The organism is Bradyrhizobium sp. PMVTL-01, assembly GCF_051861855.1.
Classification (GTDB): domain Bacteria; phylum Pseudomonadota; class Alphaproteobacteria; order Rhizobiales; family Xanthobacteraceae; genus Bradyrhizobium.
Genome location: NZ_CP193982.1, coordinates 973,254 through 989,319, shown reverse-complemented (window position 1 = coordinate 989,319; position 16,066 = coordinate 973,254). Strand labels below are relative to the sequence as shown.

Genomic DNA, 16,066 nt, shown 5'->3' with positions numbered 1-16,066 from the left:
TTCAGCGGCGATTTCGGCGTCCGCAGGGCCGATTCAGGGCGCGTTTGCTTCAAAACCGGGGCCGCGCAACTTTTGGAAAGCGATCGATTGACTTATCGGGAATCGGGACTTCCGCACGCTTGTGTGGTAGACAAAAATTTGGCAAGGTGATGGTTAGGACAGGAAAGCTGTCTTAATTTGTTTGCGGTTCCGGCACAGGGATTGCAACGAAAGTCGGTGCTCTCGAGCACCAATAAGGCAACAGGCCAAGCCGTTCTCGGGGACGAAGAACGCGGAGGCCTGAATTTAAGAAAATGCGGCTCGCAACGGACGAGCGGTGACCCAGAGGCGGGTGCCGCGGAACGCCCAAGGTGCGCCGAAGAGAGCGGTGAGGCAGCTTGCCGCATGGAGAGGACAGGAACAATGAACGGGTCGCAATTCGAGCGCGCAAACATCGTGGCAGAAGAGCTGTCGGCGACGGTCGCCTCGAAAACGACCGATCCGATTCAGGAGCACAATTCGCGGCCCAAGGCCGAAGGTCTCTACGATCCGAGCCTGGAGAAGGACTCTTGCGGTGTCGGCTTCATCGCCAACATCAAGGGCAAGAAGTCGCGCGAGATCGTCTCGGACGCGCTCGGCATCCTCTGCAACCTCGAGCATCGTGGCGCCGTCGGTGCCGACCCGCGCGCCGGTGACGGCGCCGGCATCCTGGTGCAGATCCCGCACGCCTTCTTCAGCCGCAAGGCCAAGGAGCTCGGCTTCGCGCTGCCGGCGCCCGGGGAGTATGCCATCGGCGCGCTGTTCATGCCGCGCGACACGGCCTGGCGCAACGTCATCAAGAGCATCATCGCCGACCAGATCAAGGAAGAGGGCCTGACCCTGCTCGGCTGGCGCGACGTGCCGACCGACAATTCCTCGCTCGGCGTCACCGTGAAGCCGACCGAGCCCGCCTGCATGCAGGTGTTCATCGGCCGCAACGGCACCGCCAAGACCGAGGACGAGTTCGAGCGCCGGCTCTACATCCTGCGCAAGTCGATCTCGCAGGCGATCTACCAGCGCCGCGACCGCGGCCTCGCCGGCTATTACCCGTGCTCGATGTCCTGCCGCACCGTGATCTACAAGGGCATGTTCCTCGCCGACCAGCTCGGCAAGTACTATCCCGATCTGCACGAGGCGGACTTCGAGAGCGCGCTCGCGCTCGTTCACCAGCGCTTCTCCACCAACACCTTCCCGGCGTGGTCGCTGGCGCATCCCTACCGCATGATCGCGCATAACGGCGAGATCAACACGCTGCGCGGCAACGTCAACTGGATGGCGGCGCGCCAGGCTTCGGTCAGCTCCGAGCTCTACGGCAAGGACATCAACCGGCTCTGGCCCATCTCCTACGAAGGCCAGTCCGACACCGCCTGCTTCGACAACGCGCTGGAATTCCTGGTGCAGGGTGGCTACTCGCTGCCGCACGCGGTGATGATGATGATTCCGGAGGCGTGGGCCGGCAATCCGCTGATGGATGAGAAGCGGCGCGCCTTCTACGAATATCATGCCGCGGTGATGGAGCCGTGGGACGGCCCCGCCGCGATCGCGTTCACCGACGGCCGCCAGATCGGCGCCACGCTCGACCGCAACGGATTGCGGCCGGCGCGCTATCTCGTGACCAAGGACGACCGCATCGTGATGGCGTCCGAGATGGGCGTGCTGACGATCCCCGAGGACCAGATCATCACCAAGTGGCGCCTGCAGCCCGGCAAGATGCTGCTGGTCGACCTCGAGCAGGGCCGCCTGATCCCGGACGACGAGATCAAGGCCGAGCTCGCCAGGAGCCATCCCTACAAGGAGTGGCTCGAGCGGACCCAGATCGTGCTCGAAGAGCTGCCGAAGGTGCCGACCACAGGCGTGCGCTCGAACCTGTCGCTGCTCGACCGTCAGCAGGCGTTCGGCTACAGCCAGGAGGACATCACCATCCTGATGACGCCGATGGCGGCCACGGGCGAGGAGGCCGCGGGCTCGATGGGCAACGACACGCCGATCTCGGCGCTGTCGGCCAAGGCCAAGCCGCTGTTCACCTACTTCAAGCAGAACTTCGCGCAGGTCACCAACCCGCCGATCGACCCGATCCGCGAGGAGCTGGTGATGAGCCTCGTCTCCATCATTGGACCGCGGCCGAACCTGTTCGACCTGCAGGGCATGGCCACCACCAAGCGCCTGGAAGTGCGCCAGCCGATCCTGACCGACGCGGACCTCGAAAAGATCCGCTCGATCTCCGACGTCGCCGACTCCCACTTCAAGTCGCGCACGCTGGACACCACGTTCCACGCCGGTCTCGGCGCGGCCGGCATGGACCAGGTGCTGGACGAGCTCTGCGCGCGCGCCGAAAGCGCCGTGCGCGAGGGCGTCAACATCATCATCCTGTCCGACCGCATGGTCGGCACCGACCGCGTGCCGATCCCGTCACTGCTGGCCTGCGCCGCCGTGCATCATCATCTGATCCGTGTCGGACTGCGCACCTCGGTCGGTCTCGTCGTCGAATCGGGCGAGCCGCGCGAAGTGCATCACTTCGCCTGCCTCGCCGGCTACGGCGCCGAAGCGATCAACCCGTACCTGGCGTTCGAGACCATCATCGCGATGAAGGACCGCCTGCCCGGCTCGCTCGACGACTACGAGATCGTCAAGCGCTACATCAAGTCGATCGGCAAGGGCCTGCTCAAGGTGATGTCCAAGATGGGGATCTCGACCTACCAGTCCTATTGCGGCGCGCAGATCTTCGACGCTGTCGGCCTCAAGGCCGACTTCGTCTCGAAGTTCTTCGCCGGCACGCATACCCGCGTCGAGGGCGTCGGTCTCGCCGAGATCGCGGAAGAGGCCGTGCGCCGCCATGCCGACGCGTTCGGCGAGGCGCAGGTCTACAAGAGCGCGCTCGATGTCGGCGGCGAATATGCCTATCGCAGCCGCGGCGAGGACCATGCCTGGACCGCCGAATCGGTCTCGCTGCTGCAGCACGCCGCGCGCGGCAATTCGCAGGAGCGCTATCGCGCCTTCGCCAAGATCCTCAACGAGCAGTCGGAGCGCCTCTTGACGCTGCGCGGCCTGTTCCGGATCAAGAGCGCCGAGGAAGAGAAGCGCAAGCCGATCCCGATCGACCAGGTCGAGCCGGCCAAGGACATCGTCAAGCGTTTCGCCACCGGTGCGATGAGCTTCGGCTCGATCTCGCGCGAGGCGCACACCACGCTCGCGATCGCCATGAACCGGATCGGCGGCAAGTCGAACACCGGCGAAGGCGGCGAGGAAGCGGACCGCTTCAAGCCGATGCCGAACGGCGATTCCATGCGTTCGGCGATCAAGCAGGTCGCCTCGGGCCGCTTCGGCGTCACCACGGAGTATCTCGTCAACTCCGACATGATGCAGATCAAGATGGCGCAGGGTGCCAAGCCCGGCGAAGGCGGCCAGTTGCCCGGCCACAAGGTCGACGCGACCATCGCCAAGGTCCGGCACTCGACGCCGGGCGTCGGCCTGATCTCGCCGCCGCCGCACCACGACATCTACTCGATCGAGGATCTGGCGCAGCTCATCTACGACCTCAAGAACGTCAACCCGACGGGCGACGTTTCGGTCAAGCTGGTCTCCGAGATCGGCGTCGGCACGGTTGCGGCGGGCGTCGCCAAGGCGCGCGCCGACCATGTCACCATCGCAGGGTTCGAGGGCGGAACGGGCGCTTCGCCGCTGACCTCGATCAAGCACGCCGGCTCGCCCTGGGAGATCGGCCTCGCCGAGACCCATCAGACCCTGGTGCGCGAGCGGCTGCGCAGCCGCATCGTGGTCCAGGTCGACGGCGGCTTCCGCACCGGCCGTGACGTCGTGATCGGCGCGCTGCTCGGCGCCGACGAGTTCGGCTTCGCCACCGCCCCGTTGATTGCGGCCGGCTGCATCATGATGCGCAAGTGCCATCTCAACACCTGCCCCGTAGGCGTCGCCACCCAGGACCCCGTCCTGCGCAAGCGCTTCACCGGCCAGCCCGAGCACGTAATCAACTACTTCTTCTTCGTTGCGGAAGAAGTCCGCGAGATCATGGCTTCGCTCGGCTTCCGCACCTTCAACGAGATGGTCGGCCAGGTGCAGCTGCTCGACCAGACCCGCCTGGTCGCGCACTGGAAGGCCAAGGGGCTCGATTTCTCGAAGCTGTTCGTCAAGCAGAAGGAAGAGAAGGGCCAGAAGATCTATCACTCCGAGCGCCAGAACCATCATCTGGAGGCGGTGCTCGACCGCACGCTGATCGAGAAGGCGCAGCCCGCGCTCGACCGCGGCGCGCCGGTGAAGATCGAGGCCACGATCAACAGCACCAACCGCTCCGCTGGTGCGATGCTGTCGGGCGCGGTCGCCAAGATCTACGGCCATGCCGGCCTGCCGCACGACACCATCCATGTCAGCCTCAAGGGCACCGCCGGCCAGGCCTTCGGCGCCTGGCTCGCCCACGGCGTCACCTTCGAGCTCGAAGGTGAAGGCAACGACTATGTCGGCAAGGGCCTCTCGGGCGGCAAGATCATCGTCAAGCCGCCGCGCAACGGCGGCATCGTGCCGGAAGAGAGCATCATCGTCGGCAACACCGTGATGTACGGCGCGATCGAGGGTGAGTGCTACTTCCGCGGCATCGCCGGCGAGCGTTTTGCCGTGCGCAACTCGGGTGCCGTGGCGGTCGTCGAGGGCGCGGGCGATCATTGCTGCGAATACATGACGGGCGGCATCGTGGTCGTGCTCGGCAAGACCGGGCGCAACTTCGCGGCCGGCATGTCGGGCGGCATTGCCTACGTGCTCGACGAGGCCGGCGACTTCGACAAGCTGTGCAACATGGCGATGGTCGAGCTCGAGCCGGTGCTGTCGGAAGAGCTGATCAATGCCGGCACCTATAACCACTCCGGTGACCTCGAGGCGCACGGCCGGGTCGACGTGTTCAAGAACCTGCTCGCCTCCGACGTCGAGCGGCTGCACGTCCTGATCTCGCGCCACGCCAAGGCGACCGGCTCGAAGCGCGCCGCCGAGATCCTTGCCAGCTGGAAGGACTGGCTGCCCAAATTCCGCAAGGTGATGCCGGTCGAGTACCGGCGCGCGCTGCGCGAAATGGCCGCCAACGCGGACGCCGAGCCGAAAATCGCGATCGGGGCGTAACAGTAGAGCGCCCGTCATTGCGAGCGCAGCGAAGCAATCCAGACTTTCTCCTCAGCAACAGACTGGATTGCTTCGTGGCTACAGTGCAAAATTGCCTAGCAATTTTGTCACGAGCTCCTCGCAATGACGGTTGAAGAAGCAACAAACGAATTAAGCGGCAGGGACTTCGGGTTTAATGGGCAAGATCACGGGTTTTCTGGAAATCGAACGGCATGACCGCAAGTACACCCCGGTCGCCGAGCGCGTGAAGCATTACAACGAGTTCGTCGTTCCCTTGAGCGAGAAGGAAGTGCGCGACCAGGCCGCGCGCTGCATGAACTGCGGCATTCCCTATTGCCACGGCACCGGCTCGGTCGCGCCCGGCACGCCCGGCTGCCCGGTCAACAACCAGATTCCCGACTGGAACGACCTCGTCTACCAGGGCAATTGGGAAGAGGCCTCGCGCAATCTGCACTCCACCAACAATTTCCCGGAGTTCACGGGCCGCATCTGCCCCGCGCCGTGCGAAGCGTCCTGCACGCTCAACATCGACGACAACCCCGTCACCATCAAGACCATCGAATGCGCGATCGTCGACCGCGCCTGGGACAATGGCTGGCTGAAGCCGGAAGTCGCCGCGGTGAAGACCGGCAAGAAGGTCGCCGTGATCGGCTCGGGTCCGGCCGGCATGGCCTGCGCGCAGCAGCTCGCGCGCGCCGGCCACGACGTGCATGTCTACGAGAAGTATGCCAAGGCCGGCGGCCTGCTGCGCTACGGCATCCCCGACTTCAAGATGGAGAAGGGCGTCATCGACCGCCGCGTCAAGCAGATGGAAGCCGAAGGCGTCACCTTCCACTACAACAGCCATGTCGGCGCCGAGGGCAATGTCGATCCGCGCGAGATGCTCAACGAGTACGACGCGCTGGCGCTGACCGGCGGCGCCGAAGCCCCGCGCGATCTGCCGATCCCCGGCCGCGATCTCCAGGGCATCCACTACGCCATGGACTTCCTGCCGCAGCAGAACCGCCGCGTCTCCAGCGAGCCGCTGAACGGCGTCCAGGAGATTCTGGCCGGCGGCAAGCATGTGGTCGTCATCGGCGGCGGCGACACCGGCTCGGACTGCATCGGCACCTCGCTGCGCCAGGGCGCGCTCTCGGTGACCCAGCTCGAGATCATGCCCGCCCCGCCCGAGCGCGAGAACAAGGGCCTGACCTGGCCGAACTGGCCGCTGAAGATGCGCACCTCCTCCAGCCAGGCCGAGGGCGCGATCCGCGAATACGCCGTGCTGACCCAGAGGTTCTCGGGCGAGAACGGGAAGGTCAAGAAGCTGCACTGCGTGCGTGTGGACGACAAGTTCAAGCCGATTGCCGGCACCGAGTTCGAGCTCGATGCCGAGCTCGTCCTGCTCGCGATGGGTTTTGTGCACCCGGTGCACGAGGGCCTCTTGAAGCTGCTCTCGGTCGAGCTCGACCCGCGCGGCAACGTCAAGGCCAACACGCTCGACTACCAGACCTCGCGCCCGAACGTGTTCACGGCCGGCGACATGCGCCGCGGCCAGTCGCTGGTGGTGTGGGCGATCCGCGAGGGCCGGCTGTGCGCCCGGTCGATCGATACGTTCCTGATGGGGAAGACGGATCTGCCGCGCTGAGTTTTTGCTCGGCCGCCAAATCAGCAAACGGTGTCATCGCCCGGCTTGACCGGGCGATCCAGCATTCGAGACGACGGATGAGCCGCGGCGTACTGGATGCCCCGGTCAAGCCGGGGCCTGACAGCGGAGTGGGTGGCGAGAGCGGCCCCACGACCCGCGCCGGTGCAGGCAAGCACTGCCTCGCCGCCCCGCTTAATTCTGCAGCCTCACGCCCACCATCACCACCGTGCCCTGCGAGCTCGATCCGGCCTGGTTCGAATCCAGGATGTCATGCCGCAGCGTGCCCTTGATCCAGAGGTTGCGGTTGAGCTTGTAGATCAGGTTGCCTTCGAGCGAGTAGGTTTTGTCGTTGCGACCCTGGTTCTGGTAGTCGTAGGTGCCATAGGTGAACTTGCCGATGGCGGTGAGCCAGCGGCGGAAGTCGTGGTCGACTTCGGCGGCGTAGGTGTGCACCAGCACGCCGGAGGAGCCGGGGACGGTGGTCTCGTTGATCTGCGTGTCGGTGAAGAATTTCACCGTGGTGAGGCCGCTCGCATTCCAGATCAGCGAGCCCGCGGTGAGGAAGCCGGAGAGCTGGCTGAGGCGCGGATCGACATAGTTGCGCGCGGAATAGCCGACCGAGATCTCGCCGGTGAGGATGCGCGAGAACTCGAAGGACGAGCCGACCCTGGCGTAGCCGCCGTTTGAGTCGCGCAGGTAGCCGTTGCGGTCGGCGGCCTGGTCGTGGACGCGGGTGTCGCCCTGGATCTCGACGAACGGCTTCAGCCCCGGCTTCAGATCGTAGGAGAAGCGGCCGACGCCGCCATACTGGTTGAAGTCGCGGTCGTTGTTGCTGAACGTCGTGCCGTCGGTGAGCTTTGAATCGGTGTAGGCGGTGCGATCGACGGTGGCGCCGGCGGCGACCTCGAAGCGGTTGAAGGTCTGGTCGAAGCCGATCGTCGTGCCATAGGTGGCATAGACCGGATATTTCTGCAGGCCGGCCTGCACGTTGGGGCTGCCGGGATTGTCGGTGGCGAGCCGCAGGCGCAGCTGCGAGGCCAGCTTGAGATCGCGGTCGACGTCGAGGCGGCCGTCGACATGGCCGGTGAAGTCGGGGCGATCGATCTCGACCGGAGATGGCGAGGCAAACCCGTTGATCGTCGCCGGCATGTTGTTGGTGTAGCCCGAGAACGAGCCGCGAAGGTCCGCGATCAGCGCGTGGCGCTCCCAGTCGGACGCGACAAGAAGATCGGGCGCGACGACATAGACCGGCGATCCCACCGGCTTGTTCAGGCGCGCCGGGTTGGTGTCGTAGCCGGTGGAGAGCTCGAGCCCGCCCTTGATCAGGAAGCTGCCGGCGTAATCGCCGACCGCGCCGAACGCGTCGTCATCGGCCTTGAGGCGACGGCGCAGCGGCTGGCCGGGCACGTGGCCCGCCATCGCCGGGGCGACCGGCGTCTTGTGCGCATTCTCGGACGGCGGCGGCGCGATGCGCGGCGGACCCAGCGTCCTGACCGGCGTTGCCGACGGGGGCGGCGAGCCCGGGCCGAGCGGGCGCTTCGGCTTCGGCTGGCCGGGATAGAGCTTTGGCTGCTGCCGCTTGCGGTTCAACGAGTCGTAGCCCGAGCCGCTGGCGCCATTGGCGGCGGGCAGGCCATAGGTCGGCACCTGCCCGACGCGCGAGGTCGCCGGCACCTGCTGGCTCTTGCGCGGATCGGCATTGGGATCTGGGAGCGTCGGCAGCGCGTCCGAGGGCGCCTGCGGCACGGCCGCCGTGCGGCGCGTCGGCAGCGTGTCGGGCGAGGCGAAGCCGCCGCGGTTGGGATTGAACAGGTCGGGCGTGATGCTCTGGGCCGCCGCCGGAACGGTGCCGAGGGCCGTCAGCGCGAGGCACGGCAAAGCGGCGCGCAGGAAATGCGCGCGTTTGCTCCGGCCCCTGCCTGGAGACGACCCCACGACGGTATAACTCCAACGAAATCAAATACTTTCAAGACGGCCTCCGACCGGCTGGCGGGAACCCATCGTTAATGGACTTAAAACAATTATGGTTAATGACCGGTTGAGGGCATTAGGGCACTCGTCGCCTCGCTCGCCGCGGCGTGCTAAGCAGGCGCCAACGGGCCAACGCCCCTCCTCCCTGGATCTGGACATGCCGAGTTCGAAACCGCTGATGACCCAATCATCCGGCTCCATCCCTACCAGCGTCGAATCCGCGCTCCGCACACTTGAGACGGAGAGCGGCGGCATCAACGCCCTCGCCACCGCGCTGCGCGGCCCGCTGGGCGCGACCTTCGCCAAGGCGGTCGACCTGATCCGCAACGCCAAGGGCCGCGTCATCGTCACCGGGCTCGGCAAGTCCGGGCACATGGCGCGCAAGATCGCGGCGACGCTGGCCTCGACCGGCACGCCCGCCTTCTTCGTCCACACCGCGGAAGCCGCCCATGGCGACCTCGGCATGATCACCGCCGACGACGTCATCATGGCGCTGTCCTGGTCCGGCGAGCAGCCGGAGATGAAGACGCTCGTGAACTATTCGGCGCGCTTTGCGATCCCGATGATCGCGGTGACGTCGAACGCTGCGTCCTCCCTGGGACAGGCTGCCGACATCGTGATCGAGCTGCCCAAGGCACGCGAGGCCTGCCCGCACAATCTGGCGCCGACCACCTCGACCATGATGCAGGTGGCGATCGGCGATGCCATCGCGATCGCGCTGCTCGAAGGCCGCGGCTTCACCGCGCTGGAATTCGCGCATTTCCACCCCGGCGGCAAGCTGGGCGCGATGCTGAAATTCGTCCGCGACTACATGCGCACCGGCGCGGAGATCCCGGTCAAGCCTGAGGGCACCAGGATGTCGGACGCCGTGGTCGAGATGTCCGCGAAAGGGCTCGGCTGCGTCTGCATCGTCAACGACGCGGGCGAGGCCGTCGGCATCATCACCGACGGCGATCTGCGCCGCCACATGCGGCCCGATCTTCTGACGGCGACGGTCGACGAGATCATGACCACGCAGCCGAAATCCGTGCCGCCGTCGATGCTGGCGAGCGAGATGATCGAAGTGCTGAACACCCGCAAGATCACGACGCTGCTGGTGACCGAGGCGAACAAGGTGGTGGGGATCGTGCATCTGCACGATTTGCTGAGGGCGGGCGTGGCGTAAGGCGCGATCTCTCCACGACGTCATTCCGGGGCGCGCCTGCTTGGGCGTGAGCCCGGAATCCATTTCACTCCGAGGTCGCTGCCCGATTGAGTCCGGGCTCGCGCTTCGCGCGCCCCGGAACGACAGTGGAGGTGAGGCACGCCTCTCTCCTCCGTCATTGCGAGCGCAGCGAAGCAATCCAGAATCTCTCTGCGGAGACAGGCTGGATTGCTTCGTCGCAAGGGCTCCTCGCAATGACGGCGGTTAGAGCGCGGCCGGAAACCGCGCCGCCTTCCCCTCCAGCGGCAGTCGCAGCCCGTTCGCCAGGTACGACACCGTGCGATAGAAGCCGCACAGGAGCATGATCTCCAGGATCTGCGCCTCGACGTAATGCGCCGCGAGCGCGGCGAACTCTCCGTCGTCCAACGTCGCACGGTGGTGCAGCGCGTCCACCGCCGCAATCAGCGCCTGCTCGGCCGGCGACCAGCAGGGTGAGGCCGCATCGCCCTGCACGGTGGCACGGACCTCGTCCTCGCTAAGCTTTGCCAGCCCGCTGAAGATCGCAACATGCACGCCCCATTCATATTCGCATTTGTTGAGCGCGCAGGTGCGGTCGATGACGATCTCGCGGTCGCGAAGCGACAGCGGCCCGGGATCGAGCAGTCCGCCGGCGCGGAACTTGTCCCAGGCGCGGGTGTGGCCCGCCATCACCCGGAACAGCACCAGCGGCGGCGCGCCGCGCATGATGCGGTCGAACTGCGCCTGGATCTCCGGGGGATAAGGCGGGGTGAGCGGCGCGATGCGCGGCATGGCCCGGGACACTGCGGAAGACATGTGCCGTCTCCGTTGCTACAATTATCGTAGCAATACGCTACACTATTTGTAGCACGACGCAAGGGACCGCCGATGGCGAGCCAGGCCGGCTCAAAGACACGCAGCGTCCGCGGTTCGCGCACCGGGCGGCCGATCATGGCGCTGCTCGACCTGCTCGGCCGGCGCTGGGCCTTGCGAATATTATGGGAATTGCGCGAGGCGCCCCTCACCTCGCGCGCCCTGCGCACCGCCTGCGACGAGGCTTCGCCCACGGTGCTTCAAGCACGGCTGACCGAGCTACGCGAGGCGGGGTTCGTGGAGCTCGGCGACGGCGGCGGCTATGGGCTGACGGCGCTGGGGCGGGAGTTGTGCGAGATCGTCTTGCCGCTGCACCGGTTTGCGGAGAGGTGGAAGAGGTAGAGTTCGTAAGGCCGATGCGCGCTCCGATCTTCCTTCTCCCCTTGCGGGAGCGCCGCTGCGCGGCGAGCCACCCTCTCCCACAAGGGGCCACAACGGGAGAGGGGAAGAGTCTTTACGCCGCCGCGACCGTCAAATTCGCGCCGTCCACCTGCACCACCTTGACCCGCGTGCCCGCGGGCGTATCCGGGCCGGCAACGCGCCACACCGTATCATCGATACGCACCGTGCCGTTGCCGCCGATGATCGGTTTCTCCAGTGTGAACTCACGCCCGAGCAGCGCCTCGGTGCGCTTGTTGAGGAACGGGCTTGCGCTTTCATTGGGTTTCGGCCGGGCGAGGCGGCGCCAGACCGGGACGGCTGCCGCCGCGAACACCGCGAACATCACGAGCTGGATCTGCCAGGACAGAAGGACGGCGAACGAGATCAGGCCCACCAGCAAAGCAGCGAGCCCGAGCCAGAACAGGAAGACGCCTGGCGCGATCGTCTCCAGCGCCATCAGGATGAAGCCGAAGATCAGCCAATTCCAGGTGCCGAGCGATACGAACATGTCGGTCATGACACGACCTCTCCAGAGTGGCGCATGCCCTCGGCGCAAACACATTCCGCGCTCGTGGCGAGGGAAAACCGGTACCCGCTTTGCACTAACGTGGCCCGCCGGGTCGGGGGCATGCGCGTAGCCCCCGTTACTGCTGCGGCACGGCCGGCGGTGTCGGGCCGGACGACGGCACCGAGCCGGTCCGGCGCGCGGCTGCCGCCGCGGACGCCGCGCTTTCGCCGAACGTCGCCTTGGCGATCTCGCCGATGCCGGCGAGCGAGCCGAGCATGCTCGTCGCCTCCATCGGCAGCATGATGATCTTCTGGTTCGGCGCTTCGGCGAACTGGCCGAACGCCTTGATATATTTGTCGGCGATGAAATAGTTCAACGCGGCGACGTCGCCCTTGGAAATGGCTTCCGACACCGCCTGGGTCGCCTTGGCTTCGGCCTCGGCCAGACGCTCGCGCGCCTCGGCGTCGCGGAAGGCGGCCTCGCGGCGGCCTTCGGCCTGCAGGATCTGGCCCTGCTTGGCACCCTCGGCGCGCAGGATCTCGGACTGGCGCTGGCCTTCGGCGGCGAGAATATCGGCCCGCTTGACGCGCTCCGCCTTCATCTGCCGGCCCATGGCCTCGACGAGGTCGGCCGGCGGCACGATGTCCTTGATCTCGATGCGGTTGACCTTGACGCCCCAGGGCGAGACCGCGGCGTCGACGACGCGCAAGAGGCGCTCGTTGATCTCGTCGCGGTGCGACAGCACCTGGTCGAGGTCCATCGAGCCCATCACCGAGCGGATGTTGGTCATGGTCAGGACCGTGATCGCCTGGTTGAGGTTTGCGACCTCGTAGCTCGCTTTCGCAGCATCGAACACCTGGAAGAAGGCAACGCCGTCCACCGTCACGGTGGCGTTGTCCTTGGTGATCACCTCCTGCTCGGGAATGTCGATCACCTGCTCCATCATGTTGATCTTGCGTCCGACGCGATCGAAATAGGGCACGATCAAATTGAGCCCAGGGCTCAGCGTCTGGGTGTATTTGCCGAAACGTTCGATGGTCCAGTCATAGCCCTGCGGCACCGTCTTCACGCCGGCGAGCAGCGTGACGATGACGAGCAAGACCAGAACAATCGCGAAAATGTCGAAACCGCTCATAACTCCTCCAAAGCGGAAAGGAAGCCTGCAAAAGGCCCTTTCCGGCGCTGTCATTGGTCGGGATCACCACCCTACCGGTTCAGCGGTCGCAATTCACGTCGGTATCGGTGCGATTCCACACAAGACGCACAGCAAGAGAGCGGTCACGATATGTATTTGCGACGGGATCTTGAAACCGCGCGGGCGCAGACCTACCGGCGGAAATTAACGAATTCAGGCGAGGTCCGATGTGGGCGGCTTCATTCGATCACGTCATTCGCAATTGCGAGCAGACCCGGGGAAAGCGTGACGCCGAGGGCCCTTGCCGCCTTCAGGTTGACCGCGAGCTCGAACTTGGTGGGGTTCTGGACCGGCAGATCGGCCGGCCGCGCGCCCTTGAGGATGCGGTCGATGTAGGAAGCCGCGCGGCGGAGCTGCTCGGCGCTGTCGGTGCTGTAGGACATCAGCCCGCCCTCCTCGACGAAGGTGTGACTCCAGAACACCGCCGGGACGCGCGCCTGCCCGATCGCCGCCAAGAGATGGGCGCGGTTGGCCATGGTGAAGAAGTCCGGCAGGATCAGCAGGCCGCCGTCCTGCCGCAGCGCCAGTGCCGCGATCGAAGCGGCGTCATGGACCGGCGCGGGCTCGACCGTGACGTGAAGCGTCCGCGCGGCGTCCTCGATCGTGCGCAGCATCAACGGCGCGAACGGCGCGGTGGCGGGATTGTAGACGACGAAGACTCGGGACACTTTCGGCGTGACCTGCGTCAGCATCTCGAGCCATTTGCCGGCCAGCGGGCCGTCGTAATCGGTGAAGCCGGTGATGTTGCCGCCGGGATGCGAAAGGTTCTGGACGAAGCCCTGGCTGACGGGATCGGTGACGACGGCGAACACGATCGGGATCATCGTCGTACGCCGGCGCAGCTCTTCGACCGAGGGCGTGCCGACCGCGAGCAGAATGTCCGGCTTGAGCGCGATCAACTCGTCGGCGAGGCTGGCGATCCGCGCCCGGTCGCCGGCGCCGCTGCGCCAATCGATCCTGAGATTGTCGTGCTCCTTCCAGCCGTGGGCCGCGAGCGCCTCGACCAGGATCGCGCTCCGCGTCTGCGCGATCGCATCATCGGCGGCGGTGACCGTGAGCACGCCGAGCCGGCGTGCCGCATTCGGTTGCTGTGCCAGCACCGATGACGGCAGCGCGGCGATGATCCCAAGAAGCGCCAGGCAGTCGCGGCGATTCAAGGGAGACATCATTAAATCCAGCCCTGCAGCTCGCGCAGGACCAGGGTGCGGATCACGTCCATGCCAGGTTCGCTGTCGTTGAGGCAGGGGATTGCGGAAAACCGCTCGCCCCCATTGTGCTTGAAGATCTCGGCGTTCTCCTGCGCGATCTCCTCCAGCGTCTCCAGGCAGTCGGCGGAAAAGCCCGGCGTCACCACCGCGATGCGGCGCACGCCTTGCTTCGCGAGCCGCTCCATGGTCTTGTCGGTATAGGGCTGCAGCCACTCGTCATTGCCAAACCGCGACTGGAAGGTCAGCAGCAGTTTTGCCTCGTCCATCCCGAGGCGGCGGCGCAGCGCCGCGGTCGTGGCGATGCAGTGCTGCTGGTAGGGATCGCCCTTGTCGACATAGGATTTCGGCATGCCGTGGAAGGAGGCGACGATCAGCTCGGGTTTGAACGAGAGGGTCGCCAGATGCGTCTCGATCGAGGTCGCAAGCGCCTCGATATAGGCGGCATCCTCGTAGTAAGGCGGCGTCACCCGCAGCGTCGGCTGGTTGCGAAGCTGCGCGAGCACGCGGAACACCTCGTCGCAGACGGTCGCCGAAGTCGAGGCGGAATATTGCGGATAAAGCGGCACGGCGAGGATGCGCTCGCAGCCCTTCGAAATCAGTGCGTCGATGCCCGCCTTGACCGAGGGATTGCCGTAGCGCATCGCCCAGTCGACGACGACATGGTCGCGGTCCGACAGCGCGGCCGCGAGCTTGTCACTTTGCGACCGCGTGATCGTCTTCAGCGGCGACTCGTTCTTCTCGGTGTTCCAGATCTTGCGGTAGTCGAGCGCCTTGGTGCGGGGACGGCTGCGCAGGATGATCCCGTTCAGCACCAGCTTCCAGATCAGGCCCTGGTCCTCGATGACGCGGGCGTCCGAGAGGAACTCCTTGAGGTAGACCCGGACGCCGGGCGCGTCGGCCGTATCGGGCGTGCCGAGATTGACCAGGAGCACGCCGACGCGCGGCAGGGCGGATCTGGTGGCCGGTGGTTTCGCAGTCTCGAGGGGGACGACGCTGTTCATGGCTGGTTGGGTCGCGCGTTGGTCCGAACTTGTCAAGATGAGGGCGGTTTCGCTAGGGTCGCACCCAAGCGGGGGGAGGGACGATGACGCTCGCGGAATGGTGCGTGTTCGGGGCGCTGCTGCTCTATTTGTCCACGATCGTCTCGATCAAATGGATCCGGTTTCGCCGCTTCGACAATTCACGGCCGCGCGATCCCGCCTTCTATGAGGACGCCATCGCGCAGCGCGCCCTCGGCGCCCACCAGAACGGCATCGAGACCTGGCCTTTCTTCGCTTTCGCCGTGCTGCTCGCCGAATTCAGGGACTCGCCGCAGCGGCTGATCGACGAACTCGCCGCGCTGTTCCTGATCGTGCGGATCGCCTATGTGCTGACCTATCTCGGCAATCGCCCGACGCTGCGCTCGATCCTCTGGAGCATCGGCTTTGCGATCAATCTCGGGATTTTCTTCATGCCGATGCTGAAGCGGTTCCTGCCGGTGTGAGGCGGCTTCACGCCGAAAGATGGCGCTCCCGCGTGGCGATGAGATCGCGGATCCATGCCGGGATCGGCACCGGCCGATGGGTCTCCTGATTGGTGTAGACCCACACGATCTCGCCGGTGACCAGCGCATCCGCGCCACCTTTGCGGAAAATGGCGAGTTCGAACACGAGGCTCGAATTGCCGATCCGCGCCACCCGCGCGCCGAAGTCGAGCTCCCAGTCGAACCGGACCGGCGCCTTGTATTCGATCAGCGACTTCACGACGTGGAAATCGATGCCGGTCGCCTTTGCATCCGCGTACTGGTCGTAGCCCAGCGCGCGGAAATATTCAGTGATGGTGGTGTCGAAATAGGTCAGGTAGTGCGCGTTGAAGACGACGCCCTGACCGTCGATCTCGGAATAGCGCACCCGGAACGGATGAAAGAACCAGAAGTTTTCGCGCGACATGGAATCCCCCGACCGAGATATTTCAGGCTCGTCATTGCGAGGAGCCCTTGCGACGGAGCAATCCAGACTGCCGCCGC

12 protein-coding genes are annotated in these 16,066 nt (G+C 65.6%); 5 read left to right on the top strand and 7 right to left on the bottom strand.

Translation table 11 applies throughout. The features are described from left to right. The first annotated feature begins 402 nt into the window (after positions 1–402). Together gltB and ACRQ5Q_RS04625 are read left to right on the top strand one after the other, a co-directional pair. Complete coding sequence (gene gltB, locus ACRQ5Q_RS04630) at positions 403–5,136, top strand: glutamate synthase large subunit (RefSeq protein WP_439396240.1); 4,734 nt, start codon at positions 403–405, stop codon at positions 5,134–5,136. A 175-nt stretch (positions 5,137–5,311) separates the two neighbouring features. Then, a complete protein-coding gene (locus tag ACRQ5Q_RS04625; RefSeq protein WP_439396238.1) occupies positions 5,312–6,763 on the top strand; it encodes a glutamate synthase subunit beta in 1,452 nt (483 codons plus the stop codon). 192 nt (positions 6,764–6,955) lie between these two features. Here the strand turns inward: ACRQ5Q_RS04625 and ACRQ5Q_RS04620 are convergent, their stop codons facing one another. After that, entirely contained in the window at positions 6,956–8,698 is a 1,743-nt protein-coding gene (locus ACRQ5Q_RS04620) for an outer membrane beta-barrel protein (protein WP_439396236.1), read from the bottom strand. 193 nt (positions 8,699–8,891) lie between these two features. Here ACRQ5Q_RS04620 and ACRQ5Q_RS04615 point away from each other — a divergent pair, with 193 nt between their 5' ends. Next, positions 8,892–9,899: a KpsF/GutQ family sugar-phosphate isomerase gene (locus ACRQ5Q_RS04615; RefSeq protein ID WP_439396234.1), complete on the top strand. Its 1,008-nt coding sequence runs from the start codon at positions 8,892–8,894 to the stop codon at positions 9,897–9,899. A 243-nt stretch (positions 9,900–10,142) separates the two neighbouring features. On the opposite strand, the gene ACRQ5Q_RS04610 is transcribed toward ACRQ5Q_RS04615, so the two are convergent. Next, on the bottom strand, positions 10,143–10,712 hold the full coding sequence (locus ACRQ5Q_RS04610; RefSeq protein WP_439396233.1) for a carboxymuconolactone decarboxylase family protein: 570 nt from the start codon (positions 10,710–10,712) through the stop codon (positions 10,143–10,145). Between the two features lie 72 nt (positions 10,713–10,784). Here ACRQ5Q_RS04610 and ACRQ5Q_RS04605 point away from each other — a divergent pair, with 72 nt between their 5' ends. Then, a complete protein-coding gene (locus ACRQ5Q_RS04605) occupies positions 10,785–11,111 on the top strand; it encodes a winged helix-turn-helix transcriptional regulator (RefSeq protein ID WP_439371318.1) in 327 nt (108 codons plus the stop codon). Between the two features lie 112 nt (positions 11,112–11,223). On the opposite strand, the gene ACRQ5Q_RS04600 is transcribed toward ACRQ5Q_RS04605, so the two are convergent. The 4 genes from ACRQ5Q_RS04600 to hemH all read right to left on the bottom strand — a co-directional run bounded on the left by ACRQ5Q_RS04600 (position 11,224) and on the right by hemH (position 15,062). After that, positions 11,224–11,667 (bottom strand): NfeD family protein, encoded by a 444-nt coding sequence (locus tag ACRQ5Q_RS04600; protein WP_439371320.1) that lies wholly within the window; start codon positions 11,665–11,667, stop codon positions 11,224–11,226. Positions 11,668–11,794: 127 nt separating this feature from the next. Continuing rightward, complete coding sequence (locus tag ACRQ5Q_RS04595; protein WP_439396231.1) at positions 11,795–12,793, bottom strand: SPFH domain-containing protein; 999 nt, start codon at positions 12,791–12,793, stop codon at positions 11,795–11,797. Positions 12,794–13,032: 239 nt separating this feature from the next. Continuing rightward, the gene (locus ACRQ5Q_RS04590) at positions 13,033–14,010 is read right to left on the bottom strand and encodes an ABC transporter substrate-binding protein (protein ID WP_439396229.1); all 978 of its coding nucleotides are present in this window, start codon (positions 14,008–14,010) and stop codon (positions 13,033–13,035) included. Positions 14,011–14,021: 11 nt separating this feature from the next. Continuing rightward, positions 14,022–15,062: a ferrochelatase gene (gene hemH, locus ACRQ5Q_RS04585; RefSeq protein WP_439396227.1), complete on the bottom strand. Its 1,041-nt coding sequence runs from the start codon at positions 15,060–15,062 to the stop codon at positions 14,022–14,024. An 83-nt stretch (positions 15,063–15,145) separates the two neighbouring features. Between hemH and ACRQ5Q_RS04580 the strand changes: the two genes are divergently transcribed. After that, entirely contained in the window at positions 15,146–15,544 is a 399-nt protein-coding gene (locus tag ACRQ5Q_RS04580; protein ID WP_439371325.1) for an MAPEG family protein, read from the top strand. A gap of 7 nt (positions 15,545–15,551) precedes the next feature. On the opposite strand, the gene ACRQ5Q_RS04575 is transcribed toward ACRQ5Q_RS04580, so the two are convergent. Beyond that, positions 15,552–15,989 (bottom strand): acyl-CoA thioesterase, encoded by a 438-nt coding sequence (locus tag ACRQ5Q_RS04575; RefSeq protein WP_439396225.1) that lies wholly within the window; start codon positions 15,987–15,989, stop codon positions 15,552–15,554. Between the last annotated feature and the right edge of the window lie 77 nt (positions 15,990–16,066).

Bases quoted from the DNA above. Each gene is read 5' to 3' on its own strand.
- ACRQ5Q_RS04605 (WP_439371318.1), top strand. From the start codon at position 10,785: ATGGCGAGCCAGGCCGGCTCAAAGACACGCAGCGTCCGCGGTTCGCGC.
- hemH (WP_439396227.1), bottom strand. From the start codon at position 15,062: ATGAACAGCGTCGTCCCCCTCGAGACTGCGAAACCACCGGCCACCAGA.
- ACRQ5Q_RS04575 (WP_439396225.1), bottom strand. From the start codon at position 15,989: ATGTCGCGCGAAAACTTCTGGTTCTTTCATCCGTTCCGGGTGCGCTAT.
- ACRQ5Q_RS04595 (WP_439396231.1), bottom strand. From the start codon at position 12,793: ATGAGCGGTTTCGACATTTTCGCGATTGTTCTGGTCTTGCTCGTCATC.
- ACRQ5Q_RS04615 (WP_439396234.1), top strand. From the start codon at position 8,892: ATGCCGAGTTCGAAACCGCTGATGACCCAATCATCCGGCTCCATCCCT.
- ACRQ5Q_RS04610 (WP_439396233.1), bottom strand. From the start codon at position 10,712: ATGTCTTCCGCAGTGTCCCGGGCCATGCCGCGCATCGCGCCGCTCACC.
- ACRQ5Q_RS04600 (WP_439371320.1), bottom strand. From the start codon at position 11,667: ATGACCGACATGTTCGTATCGCTCGGCACCTGGAATTGGCTGATCTTC.
- ACRQ5Q_RS04625 (WP_439396238.1), top strand. From the start codon at position 5,312: ATGGGCAAGATCACGGGTTTTCTGGAAATCGAACGGCATGACCGCAAG.
- gltB (WP_439396240.1), top strand. From the start codon at position 403: ATGAACGGGTCGCAATTCGAGCGCGCAAACATCGTGGCAGAAGAGCTG.
- ACRQ5Q_RS04580 (WP_439371325.1), top strand. From the start codon at position 15,146: ATGACGCTCGCGGAATGGTGCGTGTTCGGGGCGCTGCTGCTCTATTTG.